The following is a 16,947-nucleotide window of genomic DNA, read 5'->3' on the forward strand; positions in this document are numbered from 1 at the left end:
GGCTCTTCCTGTGTCGTGGTGTTGCGGCCTACCGTTTTGAACGTGACGACGCACAGCGCGACGATTCCTGCCGGGCTTCCCGTGGCCGACACCGCCGTCGACCTGCTCGTCGTCGGCTCCGGTACTGGCATGGCCGCGGCGCTGGCCGCCCACGAACTGGGGCTGTCGGTGCTGATCGTGGAAAAATCGTCGTTCGTGGGCGGCTCCACCGCTCGGTCCGGCGGCGCGCTGTGGCTGCCGGCCAGCCCGGTGCTGAACGAGGCGAAGGCCGGTGACACCACGCAGCGCGCCGGCGCCTACCTGGATGCGGTGGTCGCGGGGTCGGCACCCGCGCAGCGGTCGGCGGCATTCGTGGGCCATGTGTCCGCGACGGTGGAGATGCTGCGCCGGACGACGCCGCTGCGGCTGTTCTGGGCCCGCGATTACTCCGACTACCACCCCGAAGAGCCGGGCGGCAGCGCGGCCGGGCGCACCTGCGAGTGCCGCCCCTTCGACACCTCGCTGCTGGGTGCCTACCGGACCCGGTTGGAGCCCGGCCTGATGGAGGTGACGGTCCCGATGCCGACGACGGGCGCCGACTACCGGTGGATGAACCTGGTGGCCCGGATGCCGCGCAAGGGAATTCCTGTCTACGGCAAGCGCCTGGCTCAGGGTGTGGGCGGCCGCATGGTGGGGCGGCGCTACGCCGCGGGCGGACAGGGCCTGATGGCCGGGCTGTTCACCGGGGTGTTGCGCGCCGGCATCCCGGTGTGGACCGGGACCACGCTCGCGCGCCTCGCCGGCGACGGCGACCGCGTGACGGGCGCCGTCGTCGAGCACGGCGGGCGCGAGGTGACGATCAGCGCGCGGCGCGGCGTGGTGATGGCCACCGGTGGCTTCGACCACCGGATGGACATGCGGTGGAAATTTCAGTCGGAATCGTTGGGCGCCAACCTGAGTCTGGGCGCCGCGGCCAACACCGGGGACGGAATCCGCGCGGGCCAGGATATCGGCGCCGATATCGACCTGATGGATCAGGCGTGGTGGTTCCCCGCCGTTGCGCCGCTGCCCGGCAAGGCGCCCGCGGTGATGCTGGCCGAGCGGTCGCTGCCGGGCTGCCTGATCGTGGACCAGCACGGGCGCCGGTTCGCCAACGAAGCGTCGGATTACATGTCGTTCGGACAGCGGGTGCTCGAGCTGGAACGCGCCGGCAGCCCGGTCGAGGCGATGTGGATCATCTTCGATCAGCAGTACCGCAACAGTTATGTCTTTGGCGCCGAACTGTTTCCACGGATGCGCATCCCGCAGGCGTGGTATGACGCCGGTATCGCGGTGCGGGCCGGCAACCTCACCGATCTGGGCACCGAGATCGGCGTGGGAGTGTCGGAGTTCTTTGCCACGATGACCCGCTTCAACCAAAATGCCGCCGCCGGTGAGGATCCCGATTTCGGCCGCGGCAGCAGCGCCTACGATCGCTACTACGGAGATCCGACCATCAAGCCGAACCCGAACCTGCGCCCCTTGATCAACGGTCCGTTCTACGCGGTGAAGATGGTGCTGTCCGACCTGGGCACCTGCGGCGGGTTGAAGGCCGACGAGCGGGCGCGGGTGCTGCGCGAAGACGGCGGCGCGATCGCCGGTCTGTACGCGATCGGCAACACGGCCGCCAACGCGTTCGGCACGACGTATCCGGGTGCGGGGGCGACGATCGCGCAGGGACTAGTGTACGGCTACATCGCGGCGCGGGAAGCGGCGGGCACGGGTGCGCCGGACTAAGCGGATCGGCGATCCGATCTACGACGTGTCTGCCGCCTCCGGGCCGTCTTCCTCGTCTCCGTCGTCTCCGTCGCGGAGCAGTTTTTCGGGATGGTGAAACACGTTGGTGCGGGGCCGTCCCCGGTCGAGATGCGGGGGCGGCAGCCATTCGGTTTCTCCCTTGGCGTTTTTGCGGGTGGTCCAGCCGCCGGGTCGCAGGAGGCGGTGCTGGGGTCCGCAGGCCAGGGTGAGGTCGTTGACGTCGGTGGTGTGAAACTTGGCGAATTCGCGGGTGTGGTGGACCTCGCAGTAGTAGCCGGGTGTCGTGCACCCCGGGGCGCTACAGCCGCGGTCCTTGGCGTACAACACGATTCGCTGCCCCGGCGAGGCCAGGCGCCTGGTGTGATAGAGCGCCAGTGCCTTGCCCTTGTCGAAGACCGCCAAATAGTGATGCGCGTGGCGGGCCAGGCGGATCACGTCGCTCATCGGCAACATGGTGCCTCCACCGGTCAACCCGCGCCCGGCGGCCGCTTCGAGTTCGGCCAGCGTGGTGGTGACGATGATCGAGGCGGGTAAGCCGTTGTGTTGCCCGAGGTTTCCCGAGGCGAGCAGTCCTCTCAGTGCCGCATTGAGCGCGTCGTGCTGGCGTTGGGCGGCGCTGCGGCTATCCCGTTCGATGGCCTGTTCACCGGGAGACCCCTCCACGCACGGAATCTCGTCGAGGGGATTGCACATGCCCGGTGCGCCGAGTTTGGCCAGCACGGCTTCCAGGGTGGCGCGGGCTTCGGGGGTCAGCCAGCCGCGCAGCGCCGACATGCCGTCGGCCTGCTGGTTACCCAGCATCAGCCCGCGCTGTCGGGCGCGGTCGTCGTCGGTGAAGGTGCCGTCGGGGTTGAGGCAATCGGCCAGCAGGTCGGCCAGCTTGGCGAGTTGTTCGGGCCGATACCGGGTTCCCTCCAGGGCGAGTTTGGCCTCGGCCTGCTCGCGGGTGGCCGCGTCGATCCAGCCAGGCAGCTGGTGATAGAACTTTCGGATCACCGAGACTTGCCCGGGTCCCAGGGTGCCCTGGCGTTGGGCGGCCGCGGTGGCGGCCAAGGCCGGCGCCACGGGTTCGCCGGTGAGGCCACGCCCGGGGCCCAGATCCCTTGCCTCCTTGATGCGCCGGGACGCCTCGGAGCGGCTGATCAGCGTCGCCTCCGCGATCGCATGCGGTAGCGTGCCGCCGAGCTCTTCGGATGGTGCCTGGCGGGCAAGGGAATTGATCAGGGGGTGCTCGAGGGCCGGCAACTGACGCCGCACTTTCTCGCAGCGCTCCAACATCGCCAACTGCTCGCGGGTGACCAGAGTGTCGCAGTCATACCCGACCAGGTCTCCGAGGGCAGCGTCGATGGTGTCAAACGCCGCCGTCCAGGCCTCCCGATCTACACTCACACCCCGAAGCTATCGGAGCCCACCGACAGAAAACGCCGCCTTGTGACCACTGAAACCAAAGTGGCACAAGGTATTTCGCTATGCGTTTTTGATATCCAGAATGTCGTCGGTTAGGGCCGGCCACGCGGGACGAAACCGTCGCCACCACCAGAACTAATCCGCCTCGCGCTTGGCCTGAACCTGCTTCTCGACCTCGCGCCAGTAACCCGGCGTGGGGCGGGGCTTGCCGAAGCCACCCTTCGCGGCGCTCTGCAAGACCGCGTCGGCCTCGTCGATCTCCTTGATCATCTCCAGCGCGAATTCGCGTTCGGCGGCGTAGTACTTTGCCGCCCAGCGCAGCGCGAGCACCGAGTACGCCCACGCGGGCTCGGCCTCGGCCCCCTCGGCGTCCTCGACGGCCTTGCGGTGCTTGGCTTCCGAAGACACCACATGCTCCTGCAGTAATTCCTTGAGCCGACTCGGGTTGCTGAGGTGCCCGAACGTAACGCGCAGCAGCACACTGTGCTTGAGCACCGGCGGGTCCACCCGCGCGTGGTTGGTCCACTCGGTGACGGCGTCCATCCCCGCCGGGGTGATCTTGTAGAGCCGGCGGCTGCGGGTGCCCTCGTCGCGCTCGACGCGCGACGTCACCAGTCCCAGCGATTCCAGCTTCTTCAACTCGGTGTAGATCTGGCTGTAGGACGGGCTCCAGTAGTAGAGATCGACGCTCCAGTCGATCCATTTCTTGAGGTCGTAGCCCGAGACTTCCTCTTCGTAGGACATCATGCCCAGCAGCGCCCAGCTGGTGGCGGCGAGCGCTGCGTTGGTCAGCTTTTGGCCGGCACGGTCCGTTTCGGAGGCCATGTCGCCAGGTTAACAACACCGAGCCCTAGATTGGACGACATGGACCGCTGGCTGGGATGCCCGTGAAATTCGCCTTCCCCGTTCCGCACCTGCTGCGCCTCAAGGCGATCACGCAGCCTTGGGAGGCGGCCGTCACCGGGCCCGACCAGCGCCGCATGATGCAATGCGCCGACCGGTGGGGCTACGACATGATCGCGGTGCCCGAGCATCTCGTCATCCCGACCGACCACGTCGAGTTGTCCGGTTCGCACTATCTGCACTCGACGACCGCTCAGGCCTTCATCGCCGGGGCCACCGAGCGGGTGGCCATCAACTCCTGCGTCACCATCCTGCCGCTGCAGCACCCCATCGTGGTGGCCAAGGCGCTGGCCACCGCGGACTGGATGAGCGGCGGCCGGATGATGGTGACGTTCGGGGTGGGGTGGCTGGCGCGCGAATTCGAGCTGCTCGGCGTTCCTTTCAAGGAGCGGGGCCACATCGCCGATGAGTATCTGGCCGCCATCGTCGAATTGTGGACGAGCGACACGCCCCGGTTCGAAGGCCGATACGTGTCGTTCGCCGACATCGCGTTCGAGCCGAAACCCGTTCAAAAGCCCCATCTTCCGATCTGGATCGGCGGGGACGCCGACGCCGCCCTGCGCAGGGCGGCCACCTTCGGGTCCGGGTGGTGGCCGTTCCTCACGCAACCCGAGCAGATCGCCGGAAAACTCGACTACATCAAGTCGCAGCCCGGCTACGACGGCCGGGATTTCGAGGTGATGCACGGGCTGGGCACCAACCGGGTCGGCGAAGGACACGTCGCCCGCCGCGCGAGCGACCGGCCGGGCATGAGCGCCGCTCAGATCGTCGACCGGCTGAACTGGCTCGCCGCGCAGGGCGTGACCGTGACCGCGGTTCCCGTCCCCGCCGTCAGCGGCGTGGACGAATACCTCGATTACGCGCAATGGGTCATCGAGGAGATCAAACCCCAGGTGTCCTAGCGGATCTGCAGCCCGCGCCGACGCACCCAATACACCGCGGCGATGCTGCCCGCGACCCACACGCTGATGGCGATGGCGAGGTGGACGAAACTCTTGGTGTCGCGCCCGAACACCGGCCAGATCAAGGCGGGCGCCTGCTGCCACAACACGCGGTGCTCCACACCGTTCATCGGATCGGCCACGTAATACAACGCATAGGGCAACGTCAGGGCCAGCACCCAACTGCGGGTGCGGCGCAGGTCGCCGCGCTGGCGCCAGCGGCGGATCAGCGGCTCGACACTGACCGGGTGCAGCACCGAGATGAAATTGCCCACCCCCAGCCAGGACACGATGGGCACCGCAACGGTAGGGATCGTAATGCCAAGCCGCGCAGGGGTTTCCAGCCACAGCGTCAATGCGACGGCGGCGGCCAGGGTGGGCAGCCCGACGATCGCGAGCAGGGCGAGGTTCTTGATCAACAGGATTCGCCAAAATGGCACGCCGGCCGCTAGCCCCCGAACGATGCGGTAATGATCAGCGCCCAGGAAGTTGGTGGTGGTGACGTCGGCGAGCACCCACGAGGAGAAGTAGGTCCCCACCAGGATCACCCAGTCGGGGTGACGGCCCACCGGAGTCAGCGGCTGCACCAGCAACCAGCCGGCGGCGAAGACCACGTTGGCCACCACTCCCATCAGCCAGGTGCGCGGCCGGGTGAACGACCACCGGATCTCGGCGATGACCGCCGGAATCAGCGGCCTCTCGAAGTCCTTGGCGGCGCGCCGGGCCGCGGCGGGACGCGGGGCCGACACACGCACCGCGGTGCGCAGCGCGGCACTCACCCGCGGATGCGCCGGCGCCCCGGCCTCCCCCAACTCCGGGCCCCGGATTCTGCGCGAGACGATCAACTGACGTGCCCCCTCGCTCTCGGATCGGTCAACGGCTCGCCCGCAATCCACGCAGGGCAGGATAGCGGCATGGACCGTAAGCGTGTCATCGTCGCCGGGCTCGGGGACGCGGGCGTCCTCGCGGCGATCCGGCTGTCGCGGCACGCCGACGTCATCGGGATCTCGGCCAAACCCGCGCTGGTGAGCGGCCAGGAACTGGGCGTGCGGCTCTCCCGTCCGCACGATTGGGCACGCGACTACTGGATTCCGTTCGATCGGTTCCGCCGCCTCGACGGCGTTCGCATCGTGCAGGCGACGCTGACCGGGGTGGACCTGGCCGCCCAAACCGTCGTCGGCCGCAGCGACGAAGGCGTGGACTTCACGGAACCGTACGACGCACTGATCATCTCGACCGGGGTCAGCAACGGCTTTTGGCGCCAGCCCACCATGCAGTCGGCCGCCGAGATCGGCGCGGGCCTGCGCGCCGCGCACGACCGGCTGGCCGCCGCCGCGTCGGTGGTCGTGGTGGGCGGCGGGGCCGCGGCGGTAAGCAGCGCGCTCAACATGGCAACCACGTGGCCGGACAAGCGGATCGACCTGTACTTCCCCGGCCAGTCCGCCCTCGAGGGGCACCACCCCCGGATCTGGCAGCGGATCCGGGGCCGGCTGACCCAGCTGGGCGTCGGCGTGCACCCGGGACACCGCGCGGTGCTGACCGACGGGTTCGCGGGCGACGAACTCACCAGCGGGCCGGTCCAGTGGAGCACCGGGCAACCCCCGGCCGACGCCGACGCCGTGCTGTGGGCGATCGGGCGGGTGCGGCCCAACACCGAATGGTTGCCGGCGGAGCTGCTCGACGAGCGCGGGTTCGTGCGCGTCACGCCGGAGCTGCGGGTGCCCGGCCATCCGGGCGCGTTCGCGGTCGGCGACGTCGCGGCGACCGATCCGCTGCGCAGCTCCGCCCGCAACCGCGGCGACGCCCTGGTGGCGCGCAACGTCCTCGCCGACTTCGCCGGCCGGCCGTTGCGGACCTACCGGGCACCGACGCGGCGGTGGGGCTCGCTGGTGGGTATACAGCCCAACGGGCTTGAGGTCTTCCTGCCCACCGGCCATGCGTTCCGCTTCCCGTCCTGGTCGGTCGAGCGCGTGGTGATGCCGTGGATCGTGCGCTGGGGCATGTACCGCGGGGTGCGCCAGAACGACCCGCTGGGCTAAGCGGTGCACGACGTCTCCCCGACCGGCGGCGAACTGCGCAGGAGCCTCGGCGTTTTCGACGCGGTGGTGATCGGGCTGGGGTCGATGATGGGCGCCGGCATTTTCGCGGCGCTGGGTCCGGCCGCGCGGGCCGCCGGATCGGGCCTGCTGCTGGGCCTGGCGGTGGCCGCGGTGGTGGCCTACTGCAACGCCACCTCCTCGGCGCGGCTGGCGGCGCGCTACCCCGCGTCGGGCGGCACCTACGTCTATGGGCGAAAACGGCTGGGAGACTTTTGGGGATACCTGGCCGGGTGGGGGTTTGTCGTCGGCAAGATCGCGTCGTGCGCGGCGATGGCCTTGACCGTCGGCGCCTATGCGTGGCCCGCGCAGGCGCACGCGGTGGCCGTCGCGGCGGTGGTCGCGCTCACCGCGGTGAACTACGGCGGTGTGCAGAAGTCGGCCTGGCTGACCCGCATCATCGTCGCCGCGGTGCTGGCGGTGCTGGCCGCGGTCGTCGTCGCCGCGTTCACCTGCGGGGCGTCCGGCGCCGGTCAACTCCGCCTGTCGGGGGCAACCGCGGGCGGCGTCATCCAGGCCGCGGGTCTGCTGTTCTTCGCCTTCGCCGGCTACGCGCGCATCGCGACGCTGGGCGAGGAGGTGCGCGACCCGTCGCGCACCATTCCACGGGCGATACCGCTCGCGCTGACCATCACCCTGGCCGTCTACGCGCTGGTGGCCGTGGCGGCGCTGTCGGTGCTGGGACCGGGCCGCCTCGCCCAGACCGCCGCCCCGCTCGTCGAAACGGCCCGCGCCGTGGGGGCCGGTTGGCTGGTCTCCGTCGTCCGGGTGGGCGCGGTGGTGGCGGCGGTCGGCTCCCTGCTCGCGCTCATCCTCGGCGTCTCGCGCACCACGTTGGCCATGGCGCGCGACCGCCACCTGCCCCACGCCCTGGCCGCCGTGCACCCGCGGTTTCGGGTGCCCCACCGCGCGGAGCTGCTGATCGGCGCCGTCGTCGCGATCCTGGCCGCCACCACCGACCTTCGCGGCGCGATCGGGTTTTCGTCGTTCGCCGTGCTGATCTACTACGCCGTCGCCAACGCGTCCGCGTTCACGCTCGGCCCCGACGAGGGGCGCCCGCACCGAGCCATTCCGGTGATCGGGCTGCTGGGCTGCGTGGTGCTGGCGTTCGCGATGCCGTCGTGGTCCGTTTTTTCCGGGGTGTTGGTGCTGGGCGTCGGCGCCGCCGCCTACCTGATTCGGCGCCGCATTGCCCCGATGAGGTTGCGGCGCAACCGCAATCGCACCTGACGTCGGCGAAATGTCACCAGGCCGCCCGCACAGCGCCACCGGGCAATTCGCGGCGGCGCGATTCCCGACGGGCCGGACGGGGAAGACTGAGCGGGTGTCCGACCCGGAAACCGAAGCGTTCGACAAGCTGGTGGCGCTGCTGAACTACCCGATGTTCGTCGTCACCACGCAGGCTGACGGCACGCCGGCCGGCTGCCTGGTGGGTTTCGCCAGCCAGACCAGCATCCATCCGCCCCGGTTCCTGGTCGGCCTGTCCCGGCGCAACCACACCTTCCGCATCGCCCACGACGCCTCCCACCTGGCCGTGCACGTCTTCGACCACGACCACTTGGACGTGGTGGAGCTGTTCGGCAGCCAGACCAGCGACAAGGTCGACAAGTTCGGCCGATGCTCCTGGCACCCCGGCCCCGAACGGCTGCCCATCCTCGACGACGCCGCCGCCTGGTTCGTCGGCGAAATCCTGGAACGCTTCTCGCTGGGCGACCACGTCGGCCACCTGCTGGCGCCGGTGAGCGGCAGTCCGCCAAAGGAACTGGAAACCTGGGTGTCCTTCGGCGACGTACGCGACCTGGAACCCGGCCATGAGGCCTAGCGCGTGAGCGAGTCGCCCAGGATCAGTGCCGTCCCCAGCATCATCGAACTCGCGCCGTTCTACGCCGATCCCCCGGATGGCGTGCGCGCCAACATGATCTTCAGCGCCGACGGTGCCGCCGCGTTCGGCCGCCGCGCCGGTCCACTGTCCTGCCCCACCGATCAGCGGCTACTGAACATCCTGCGGGGCCTGGCCGACGTCGTGCTCGTCGGCGCCGGCACCGCCCGCGCCGAAAACTATGGACCGGTAAAGCTCAGCGATGCGGCGCGCCACCGACGGCACCACGAAGGGCGGGCCGAACCGCCCCCGATCGCCGTGGTGAGCCGCAGCGGTGAGCTACCGCCCCGGCTGTTCAGCAATCCGGATCAGCCGCCGATCCTGGTGACCTGTGCGCAGGCCGCCGCACGACAGGACCCCGACGACGATCGGCAACACGTCATGGTCGCCGGGGAGGACGCGGTGGACGTCGCACGTGCGGTCGCGATGCTGCGTGACCGGGGCATGCACCGCATCCTGTGCGAGGGCGGACCGACGCTGCTGGACGAGTTGGTGGAAGCCGACGCCGTCACCGAGATCTGCGTGACCCTCGCCCCGAAATTGGCGGCGAGCCAGCCGGTGGGCCACCGGACACATCCGGCGCGGCTGCCCACCCCGGTCACCATGCAACTCGAGCACGCTTTCGTCTGCGACGGCTACCTGTATTTGAAATATCGCCGATGAGCCGGCCGGGCCCGCCGGAATGGGGGTGCGCAAAAGCGCTCAACATGCAGCCGACGGCGCCTGTTCCTATGATGAAAATGCCCGGTTTCCAACCCGATCAAGAATAGGATCACCGGCCAGGTGAGCAGTTCAGACCACGATCATGATTACCGTAATCTGGCGGTGAACCGACTGCGCCCCAGCGAAATTCAATGGGCGCTGAACCACGATGCGGTGCACGGCATCGCGTATGCGTTCAAAAATCCCGTCGCTGTCGCGGACTCCATCGAGGATCCCGACGACGACCGGAAGACCTACCTGGTGCGGGTCAAGCGCGACGACCTGGCCAATGCGCTGGAAAAGATCAACGAATGGATCTTCGACAATCCCGGACCGGCCGGGATGCAAGCCTACGGATTCGTCCGGGCGCTGTCCCGAGAAGGGCTCACCGAACGCGCCACCGGTGACGACGACACCCGTTAATTCCGTGCCGTCGAATTAGCTGGCTTTCGCAATTCGCCGTGCCGCCCGGTCGCGAAAACCTTAGCCTTATGCCTGCATGCCACCGCATACGCGGAGACGGCGCGGTCGCCGGCAAGGGCGCCGGGGCCGGCGGCCGGTTTTGCGGCGCACGGCCGGCGGGTGAGGAGTGTTCGATGGGTGACACGACCGCGGATTCGCGGGAGGGTACGCAATTCGGGCCGTATCGGCTGCGGCGGTTGGTCGGTCGCGGCGGCATGGGCGACGTCTACGAGGCCGAGGACACGGTCCGCGAGCGCATCGTGGCCCTGAAGCTGATGTCGCGCACCCTGTCCAACGACCCGGTCTTCCGCTCGCGGATGCAACGCGAGGCCCGCACCGCCGGACGGCTGCACGAACCGCACGTCGTCCCCATCCACGATTTCGGCGAGATCGACGGTCAGCTGTACGTCGACATGCGGCTGATCGACGGCAAAGACCTGGCCGGCATGCTGAAGCGCTACGGGCCGATCTCCCCGCCGCGGGCGATAGCGATCGTCCGCCAGATCGGTTCGGCGCTCGACGCCGCCCACGCCGCCGGGATCCTGCACCGCGACGTGAAGCCGGAAAACATTCTGGTGAGCGCCGACGACTTCGCCTACCTTGTCGATTTCGGCATCGCCAGCGCCACTTCCGACGAAAAACTCACGCAATTCGGAACCACCGTGGGCACCGCCAAATACATGGCCCCGGAACGGTTCGGCGACTGCGAGGTCACCGCGAAAGCCGACATCTACGCGCTGGCCTGCGTGCTGTACGAATGCCTGACCGGCTCGCCGCCCTACACCGGCGACCAGCTCACCGTGATGGGCGCGCACGTACACCAGCCGATCCCGCGTCCGAGCGCGGCCCGGCCCAGCATCCCGGCCGCCTTCGACGGGGTCATCGCCCGCGGCATGGCCAAGGACCCCGCGGACGGGTTCCTCACCTGCGGCGACCTGTCGGCGGCCGCCTACAGCGCGCTGGCCGCACCCGACCAGGATCGGGCCACCGACATCCTGCAGCGCAGCCAAATGGCAACGCCCCCGGCCGCATTCGCCGGCCAGCCCGCCGCCGGCTGCGCGGCCGGCGCCCCCGCGCCGCACCAACAGCCCGTCGGCGCCTGGCCGGCACCGTCGGCCGCCGGGCAACCCCTGGCGTCCGTCGCACCGGGGCTGCAGCCCACCGCGTGGGGCGCCCGCCGGTCTGGACGAACGCCGGTGGCGCCAAGGCGAAAGCGGCGAACGGCTACGCGACCCTGTCGGCGGACAACGGCAATTCCACGCCCTTCGTGTGGGACGGCACGATCGCGGTGAACTACCAGAACCCGGCCTGGCTGACGAAACTCACCGGATAGTAAGCCGCCCAAAGGGGCCGCCGGCCGGGCGAGCCGCGATCGCCGCACGCGGGAATGTTGTACTTTTCCTGCGGCGAGTGGATGGGAGTCGGCGATGAGCGACGCGCAGGGGTCGCGGTCGGGGACGATGTTCGGCCCGTACCGCCTGGGGCGGCTGCTCGGCCCACTCTAGTCCGTGACCGGCTCCGAATCCTCTTGGCGCTCAGCGTCTTCCACGGTCAGGGGCAACGCCAGCTCCTCGAGCGGGCGCCGCTCGGCGTTGATGCCCAGCCACAGCTCGACCAGGCCCGCCGCGGCCATCACGACCGCCCCGATGAGGAACGACCAGACGACCTCGCTGCGCATGCCCGAGTTGATCAGCTGACCGAACAGCAGCGGGCCGGTGATGCCGCCGATCGCCGTGCCCATCGCGTAGAAGAACGCGATCGCCAGCGCCCTGGTCTCCATCGGAAAGATCTCGCTGACCGTCAGGTACGCCGCGCTGGCGCCCGCCGACGCCAAGAAGAACGCCACGATCAGCACGCCGATGAAGGCCCAGACGCCGCCGGCCTGGGTCACAAACACGATCGCCAGCGCCACCACCGCGACAGCGGAACCGATGTAGGTCAACGTGATCATCGGCTTGCGGCCGACGGTGTCGAACAGGTGCCCGAGCACCAGCGGCCCGGCGAAATTGCTCAGGGCCCACAGCACGAAGAACACCGGCACCATGTCCGACGGCACGGCGTAAAACCGGCTGAGCAGCGTGCCGAGGTTGAACGTGACGCCGTTGTAGAGGAACGCCTGCCCGATGAACAGCGCCAAACCGAGGATCGCGCGGCGGGGATAGAGCTTGAACGCGACGGCGGCGATCTCGCGGAACGAGATCGCGGTCCGCTGGCGGATCCGCAGCGCCTTGCCCCGCGGTTCGGGCAGCGGTTGGCCGGTCTCCTGCTCGACCGCCTCTTCGATCTCGCCGACGATCCGCTCGGCCTCCTCGTCGCGGCCGTGAATGAACAGCCAACGCGGGCTCTCCGGAACGTTGCGCCGCACCAGCAGCACGAAGATGCCGAGGATGGCGCCGATCCCGAACGCGAGCCGCCAGCCGACGTTGGCTGGGAAGTTCGACGTGTTCAGCAGGATCAGCGCGCCGCCCGCACCGGCGGCCGAACCCAGCCAATAGGTTCCGTTGATCACCAGGTCGACCCGGCCGCGGACCCGCGCCGGGATCAGTTCGTCGATGGCCGAGTTGATGGCGGCGTATTCGCCGCCGATGCCGGAGCCGGTCAAGAACCGGGTCAGGAAGAAATACCAGGGGGCGAACGCGAACGCGGTGGCGACGGTGGCCACCAGATAGATCGCCAGGGTGAGGATGAACAGGTTGCGCCGGCCGAAGCGGTCGGTCAGGTGGCCGAAGAACAGCGCCCCCGAACACGCCCCGGCGATATAGATCGCGGCCGCCATGCCGATCTGCGCGGCGTTCAACGAGATGCCGCTGCCCTGCTCCATGAGCCGGGCTGAGACGTTGCCCACCATGGTGACCTCGAGCCCGTCGAGCACCCACACGCCACCGAGGCCGACGACGACGCGCCAGTGAAACCGCGACCACGGCAGCCGGTCCAACCGGGCCGGCACATGCGTCGAGATGGTCTTGGTTTGCGCGCTCGCACTCATGCGGTCTCCGTTCGGCTGTGACAGAGATCTACCCACTCAGCGGGCGTCACCCACGATCGGACCGGGACTCCTCGGGAGTCCAGGCCTGCGGCTGGCCGGGGTGGCCGGGAAAGAGGAAGTCGATGAAGGCCGCGGCCGTGGGCTGGGGTTCGTGGTTGGCCAGCCCCGGGCGCTCGTTGGCTTCGATGAAGGCGTAGTCGGCGCCGGTGACGTCGGGCACCAGCAGGTCGATGCCGGTCACCGGGATGCCGATCGCCTCGGCCGCCTTCACCGCGACGCGGCACAGTTCGCTGTTCACGTGCGCGGTGACGTCGTGGATGGTGCCGCCCTGATGCAGGTTGGCCGTGCGCCGGACCCGCAGCCGAGTCCCCTGCGGCAGCACGTCATCCAGGTTCCAGCCGGCCTCGGCGATCGTCGACTCCGTGAGGTCGTCGAGCGGGATGCGGGACTCGCCGCCGGTGGCCGCCGAGCGGCGCCGGCTCTCGGCCGCGATCAGGTCCCGCACGCTGTGCTCCCCGGTGCCGATGATCTCCGGGGGCATCCGCAGCGCGGCGGCGACGACGCGGCCGTCGATCACCACCAGGCGCAGGTCGTCGCCGGTCACCCGCTGCTCGATCAGCACGTCCGAGTGCTGCTGGCGGGCCCGCGCCAGCGCGGAGCTGAGGTCGTCGGGCCCGTTGTCCGGCAGGACGCCGACGGTGATGCCCTTGCCCTGCTCGCCTCGCGTCGGTTTGACGACGACCTCGCCGACCTCCTTGAGGAAGGCGAAGTCGCCCTCGTCGAAGGTGGCCAACCGGGCGCGCGGCACGGTGATGCCCGCCTCGGAGACCAGGCGCCGCGTCAGCCGCTTGTCGTCGCAGCGGCACATCGCCACCGCGGAGGTGTACTCGGACAGCGATTCCCGGGTGACGACGCTGCGGCCGCCGTGGGTCAGGCGCATCTCGCCCGTCTCGGCGTCGAGCACCTCGACCCAGATCCCGCGGCGCAACGCTTCGTCGGCGATGATCCGGGCGTAGGGGTTGAGGTCGTCGATCGTCTCCGGGGGCGGGGTGAACAGCGGCTCGTTGATCGCGTTCTTGCGCTTGATCGCCAGCACCGGCACGCGCCGAAAACCCAGCTTCTCGTAAAGGCCGATGGCGGCGGCGTTGTCGTGCGCCACCGACAGGTCCATGTACGCGCGGCCCGCGCTGCGGAAGTGCTCGGCCAGCGCCTTGGTCAGGGCGCCCCCGACCCCCGGCAGCCCGGCGGCCGGATCGACCGCCAGCGTCCACAGGCTCGATCCCTCTTCCGGGTCGTTGAACAGCAACTCGTGGTCGACGCCGGTGACCGTGCCGACCACGGCCCCGTCCTCGTCGCGCACCGCGAGCAGATACTTCACCGCCGGCACGTGCTGATGGTTGTCCCAGATCACGTCGACGCCGGCCGGGACCATGCCGCAGCGCACGTAGACCCGGTTCATCGCGTCGGCGTCGATCGGGTCGTTGAGCGTGCGGACGGTCACGCCCAGCGGCGCCGGCGCCAGGTTCTGCGTCTTGGGGGTGAAACGCAGCCGGTAGGTGTGGCTGGGGTCGATGAACAGCTCGGTGGGTGCCTCGGCGACCACCACGTGCGACTCGCGGGCGTAGATGCAGATGTCGCGACGCCCGGGCCCCTCGCGGCGCAGCGCCTCGACAAGTTCCTGGGAATTGGCGAAGGTCTGCCCGAAAATCAGCCGGCCCCAACCCAATTCGAGCTCGACATCCTTGGCCATCGCGTCGACCAGCTCTGGCGGCGAAGCGTCATGAAGACCGAGCGTGATCGCCTCGGTGTGGTCGCCGGACGGATCGACCGTGGTCATGCAACCGGGCCCGTTACACCATGACGCTGCAACCAGAGCTCGAGCAGGGCGATCTGCCAGAGCTCGTTGCCCCGCAGCGGGGTCAGTTTGCCGTTCGGGTTGGCCAGCAGCGCGTCCACCGCGTCGGTGTTGAACAGACCGCGCTCCTTGGCGGTGGGCGCGTAGAGGGCGTCGCGGACCATGTCGAGGTACGGGCCCTCGAGGTGGGTCAGCGCCGGGACCGGGAAGTAGCCCTTGGGGCGGTCGATGACCTCCGACGGAATCACCCGTCGCGCAGCCTGTTTCAGGACGCCCTTGCCCTCGTGCGCGATCTTGAGTTCCGGCGGGCAGGTCGCCGCCAGCTCGACCAGTTCGTGGTCGAGGAACGGTACCCGGCCCTCCAGCCCCCACGCCATCGTCATGTTGTCGACCCGCTTCACCGGGTCGTCGATCAGCATCACGGTGGTGTCGAGGCGCAGCGCGCGGTCGATGCCGGTCTCGGCGCCGGCCTGCGCGAAATGCTCGGTGACGAAGCGCAGGCTGGGATCGCCGGGCGCGACCATGCCCGATCCGACCAGCGCGTCCACCCCCGCGTTGTCGCGGTCGAAGAAAGCGCCGCGGTACTGGGCGACGGCACCGTCCAGGGTGGCCGCGGCGGTCTCGCCCATCGGCGGATACCAGTGGTAACCGGCGAACACCTCGTCGGCGCCCTGGCCGGACTGCACGACCTTCACGTGCCGCGACACTTCCTGGCTCAGCAGGTAGAAGGCGACGCAGTCGTGGCTGACCATCGGCTCGCTCATCGCGCCGATGGCACCGTCCAGCGCGGGCAGCATCCGGTCGGAATCGATGCGGATCTGGTGATGGTCGGTCTCGAAGCGCCGGGCCACGATGTCGGAGTACTGGAATTCGTCGCCCTTGACGCCGCCCGCCGACTCGAAGCCGATGGAAAAGGTCGACAGCCCGTGCTGGCCGGCCTCGGCGAGCAGACCCACGATCAGGCTCGAGTCCACGCCCCCGGACAGCAGGCATCCGACCGGCACGTCGGCGACCAGGCGGCGCTTGACCGCCAGCCGCAGCGTGGACAGCACGGCGTCTTCCCAGTCGCGCTCCGACCAGTCCGCGCGGTCGGCGTGGCGGGTGAAGTCGGGCGCCCAGTAGGTGGTGACGGTGCGCCGGCCGTCGGGCTCGATGGCCACCAGCGACGCGGGCGGCACCTTGCGGACGCCGCGCAGGATGGTGTTCGGCGCGGGCACCACCGAGTGGAAGCTCATGTACTGGTGCAGGGCGACCGGGTCGATCCGGGTGTCCACGCCGCCGCCGGCCAGCAGGGCCGGCAACGTCGACGCGAACCGCACCCGGTGGTTGTCCTCGGTCAGGTACAGCGGCTTGATGCCGAGCCGGTCCCGGCCGAGCAGCACCCGCCCGCTGTCGCGTTCGACGATGGCGAAGGCGAACATGCCGAACAGATGGCTGACGAAGTCGTCGCCCCACCGGTGGTAGGCCTTGATCAGCACCTCGGTGTCGCTGTGCGAGAAAAAGCGGTAGCCGTACCCGCTGAGCTCCTGCCGCAACTCCTTGTAGTTGTAGATGCAGCCGTTCCACGCCAGCGACAGACCCAGCTCCGAGTCGACCATCGGCTGGGCGCCGGCCTCGGTCAGGTCAATGATTTTGAGGCGACGATGGCCGAGCGCAACGCGGCCCTGCGACCAGGCGCCGCCGGTATCCGGGCCCCGTGGTGTCAGCACCGCCGCCATCGCTGAGACCGCCGCTACGTCGGGCGCCTGCCCGTCGAGCCGTACCTCCCCGGTGACTCCGCACACGTCTTCGACCCTACCGTTGTCCGATTCGAAGCGCGCATGAGCTCCGCGAAAAGCGCTGCAAAAGGCCACCTGCGGCGGCGATCAACACATGGTGATCACCGCGATCGACCGATGTGTGAACTGGGTCGCATCGTCGCCCCGAATCGGCGGGAACGC

Annotated in this window: 13 protein-coding genes and 1 pseudogene; 8 read left to right on the forward strand and 6 right to left on the reverse strand. The window is 69.3% G+C overall.

Features of this window, described 5'->3' with window-relative positions; all coding sequences use genetic code 11:
* Window positions 1-42: 42 nt before the first annotated feature.
* Window positions 43-1,755, forward strand: a complete 1,713-nt coding sequence (locus ACYQ8K_RS00570; protein ID WP_459966394.1) for a 3-ketosteroid-delta-1-dehydrogenase — start codon at window positions 43-45, stop codon at window positions 1,753-1,755.
* A gap of 18 nt (window positions 1,756-1,773) precedes the next feature.
* Here ACYQ8K_RS00570 and ACYQ8K_RS00575 read toward each other — a convergent pair whose 3' ends face one another.
* Both ACYQ8K_RS00575 and ACYQ8K_RS00580 read right to left on the reverse strand, forming a co-directional pair.
* Entirely contained in the window at window positions 1,774-3,165 is a 1,392-nt protein-coding gene (locus ACYQ8K_RS00575; RefSeq protein ID WP_459966395.1) for an HNH endonuclease signature motif containing protein, read from the reverse strand.
* Between the two features lie 153 nt (window positions 3,166-3,318).
* Entirely contained in the window at window positions 3,319-4,008 is a 690-nt protein-coding gene (locus ACYQ8K_RS00580) for a helix-turn-helix transcriptional regulator (protein ID WP_459966396.1), read from the reverse strand.
* A 62-nt stretch (window positions 4,009-4,070) separates the two neighbouring features.
* Between ACYQ8K_RS00580 and ACYQ8K_RS00585 the strand changes: the two genes are divergently transcribed.
* Complete coding sequence (locus ACYQ8K_RS00585) at window positions 4,071-4,988, forward strand: TIGR03619 family F420-dependent LLM class oxidoreductase (protein WP_459966604.1); 918 nt, start codon at window positions 4,071-4,073, stop codon at window positions 4,986-4,988.
* Here ACYQ8K_RS00585 and ACYQ8K_RS00590 read toward each other — a convergent pair.
* The gene (locus ACYQ8K_RS00590) at window positions 4,985-5,872 is read right to left on the reverse strand and encodes a hypothetical protein (RefSeq protein WP_459966605.1); all 888 of its coding nucleotides are present in this window, start codon (window positions 5,870-5,872) and stop codon (window positions 4,985-4,987) included. The two genes, ACYQ8K_RS00585 and ACYQ8K_RS00590, sit on opposite strands and share 4 nt — an antisense overlap.
* A 69-nt stretch (window positions 5,873-5,941) precedes the next feature.
* On the opposite strand from ACYQ8K_RS00590, the gene ACYQ8K_RS00595 reads away from it, so the two are divergent.
* The 6 genes and pseudogenes from ACYQ8K_RS00595 to ACYQ8K_RS00620 all read left to right on the forward strand — a co-directional run.
* Entirely contained in the window at window positions 5,942-7,066 is a 1,125-nt protein-coding gene (locus ACYQ8K_RS00595) for an FAD-dependent oxidoreductase (RefSeq protein ID WP_459966397.1), read from the forward strand.
* A 3-nt stretch (window positions 7,067-7,069) separates the two neighbouring features.
* Entirely contained in the window at window positions 7,070-8,353 is a 1,284-nt protein-coding gene (locus tag ACYQ8K_RS00600) for an APC family permease (RefSeq protein ID WP_459966398.1), read from the forward strand.
* A 94-nt stretch (window positions 8,354-8,447) separates the two neighbouring features.
* Complete coding sequence (locus tag ACYQ8K_RS00605; RefSeq protein WP_459966399.1) at window positions 8,448-8,945, forward strand: flavin reductase family protein; 498 nt, start codon at window positions 8,448-8,450, stop codon at window positions 8,943-8,945.
* A gap of 3 nt (window positions 8,946-8,948) precedes the next feature.
* On the forward strand, window positions 8,949-9,665 hold the full coding sequence (locus ACYQ8K_RS00610) for a pyrimidine reductase family protein (RefSeq protein ID WP_459966400.1): 717 nt from the start codon (window positions 8,949-8,951) through the stop codon (window positions 9,663-9,665).
* A gap of 120 nt (window positions 9,666-9,785) precedes the next feature.
* On the forward strand, window positions 9,786-10,127 hold the full coding sequence (locus ACYQ8K_RS00615; protein ID WP_221043095.1) for a hypothetical protein: 342 nt from the start codon (window positions 9,786-9,788) through the stop codon (window positions 10,125-10,127).
* A gap of 173 nt (window positions 10,128-10,300) precedes the next feature.
* A pseudogene (locus tag ACYQ8K_RS00620) lies at window positions 10,301-11,362 on the forward strand (serine/threonine-protein kinase); the annotation flags it as partial.
* A gap of 305 nt (window positions 11,363-11,667) precedes the next feature.
* Here the strand turns inward: ACYQ8K_RS00620 and ACYQ8K_RS00625 are convergent.
* From ACYQ8K_RS00625 to ACYQ8K_RS00635, 3 genes are read right to left on the reverse strand one after another with little or no spacing between them, the layout of a single operon-like run.
* Window positions 11,668-13,152 carry an MFS transporter gene (locus ACYQ8K_RS00625; RefSeq protein WP_459966402.1) on the reverse strand — a complete coding sequence of 495 codons (1,485 nt, stop codon included), beginning with the start codon at window positions 13,150-13,152 and terminating at the stop codon, window positions 11,668-11,670.
* A gap of 46 nt (window positions 13,153-13,198) precedes the next feature.
* Window positions 13,199-14,989, reverse strand: a complete 1,791-nt coding sequence (ngg, locus tag ACYQ8K_RS00630; protein WP_459966404.1) for an N-acetylglutaminylglutamine synthetase — start codon at window positions 14,987-14,989, stop codon at window positions 13,199-13,201.
* Entirely contained in the window at window positions 14,986-16,791 is a 1,806-nt protein-coding gene (locus ACYQ8K_RS00635) for an N-acetylglutaminylglutamine amidotransferase (RefSeq protein ID WP_459966405.1), read from the reverse strand. Before ACYQ8K_RS00635 ends, ngg begins: the two co-directional genes overlap by 4 nt.
* Between the last annotated feature and the right edge of the window lie 156 nt (window positions 16,792-16,947).

The organism is Mycobacterium sp. MUNTM1 (genome assembly GCF_054660795.1).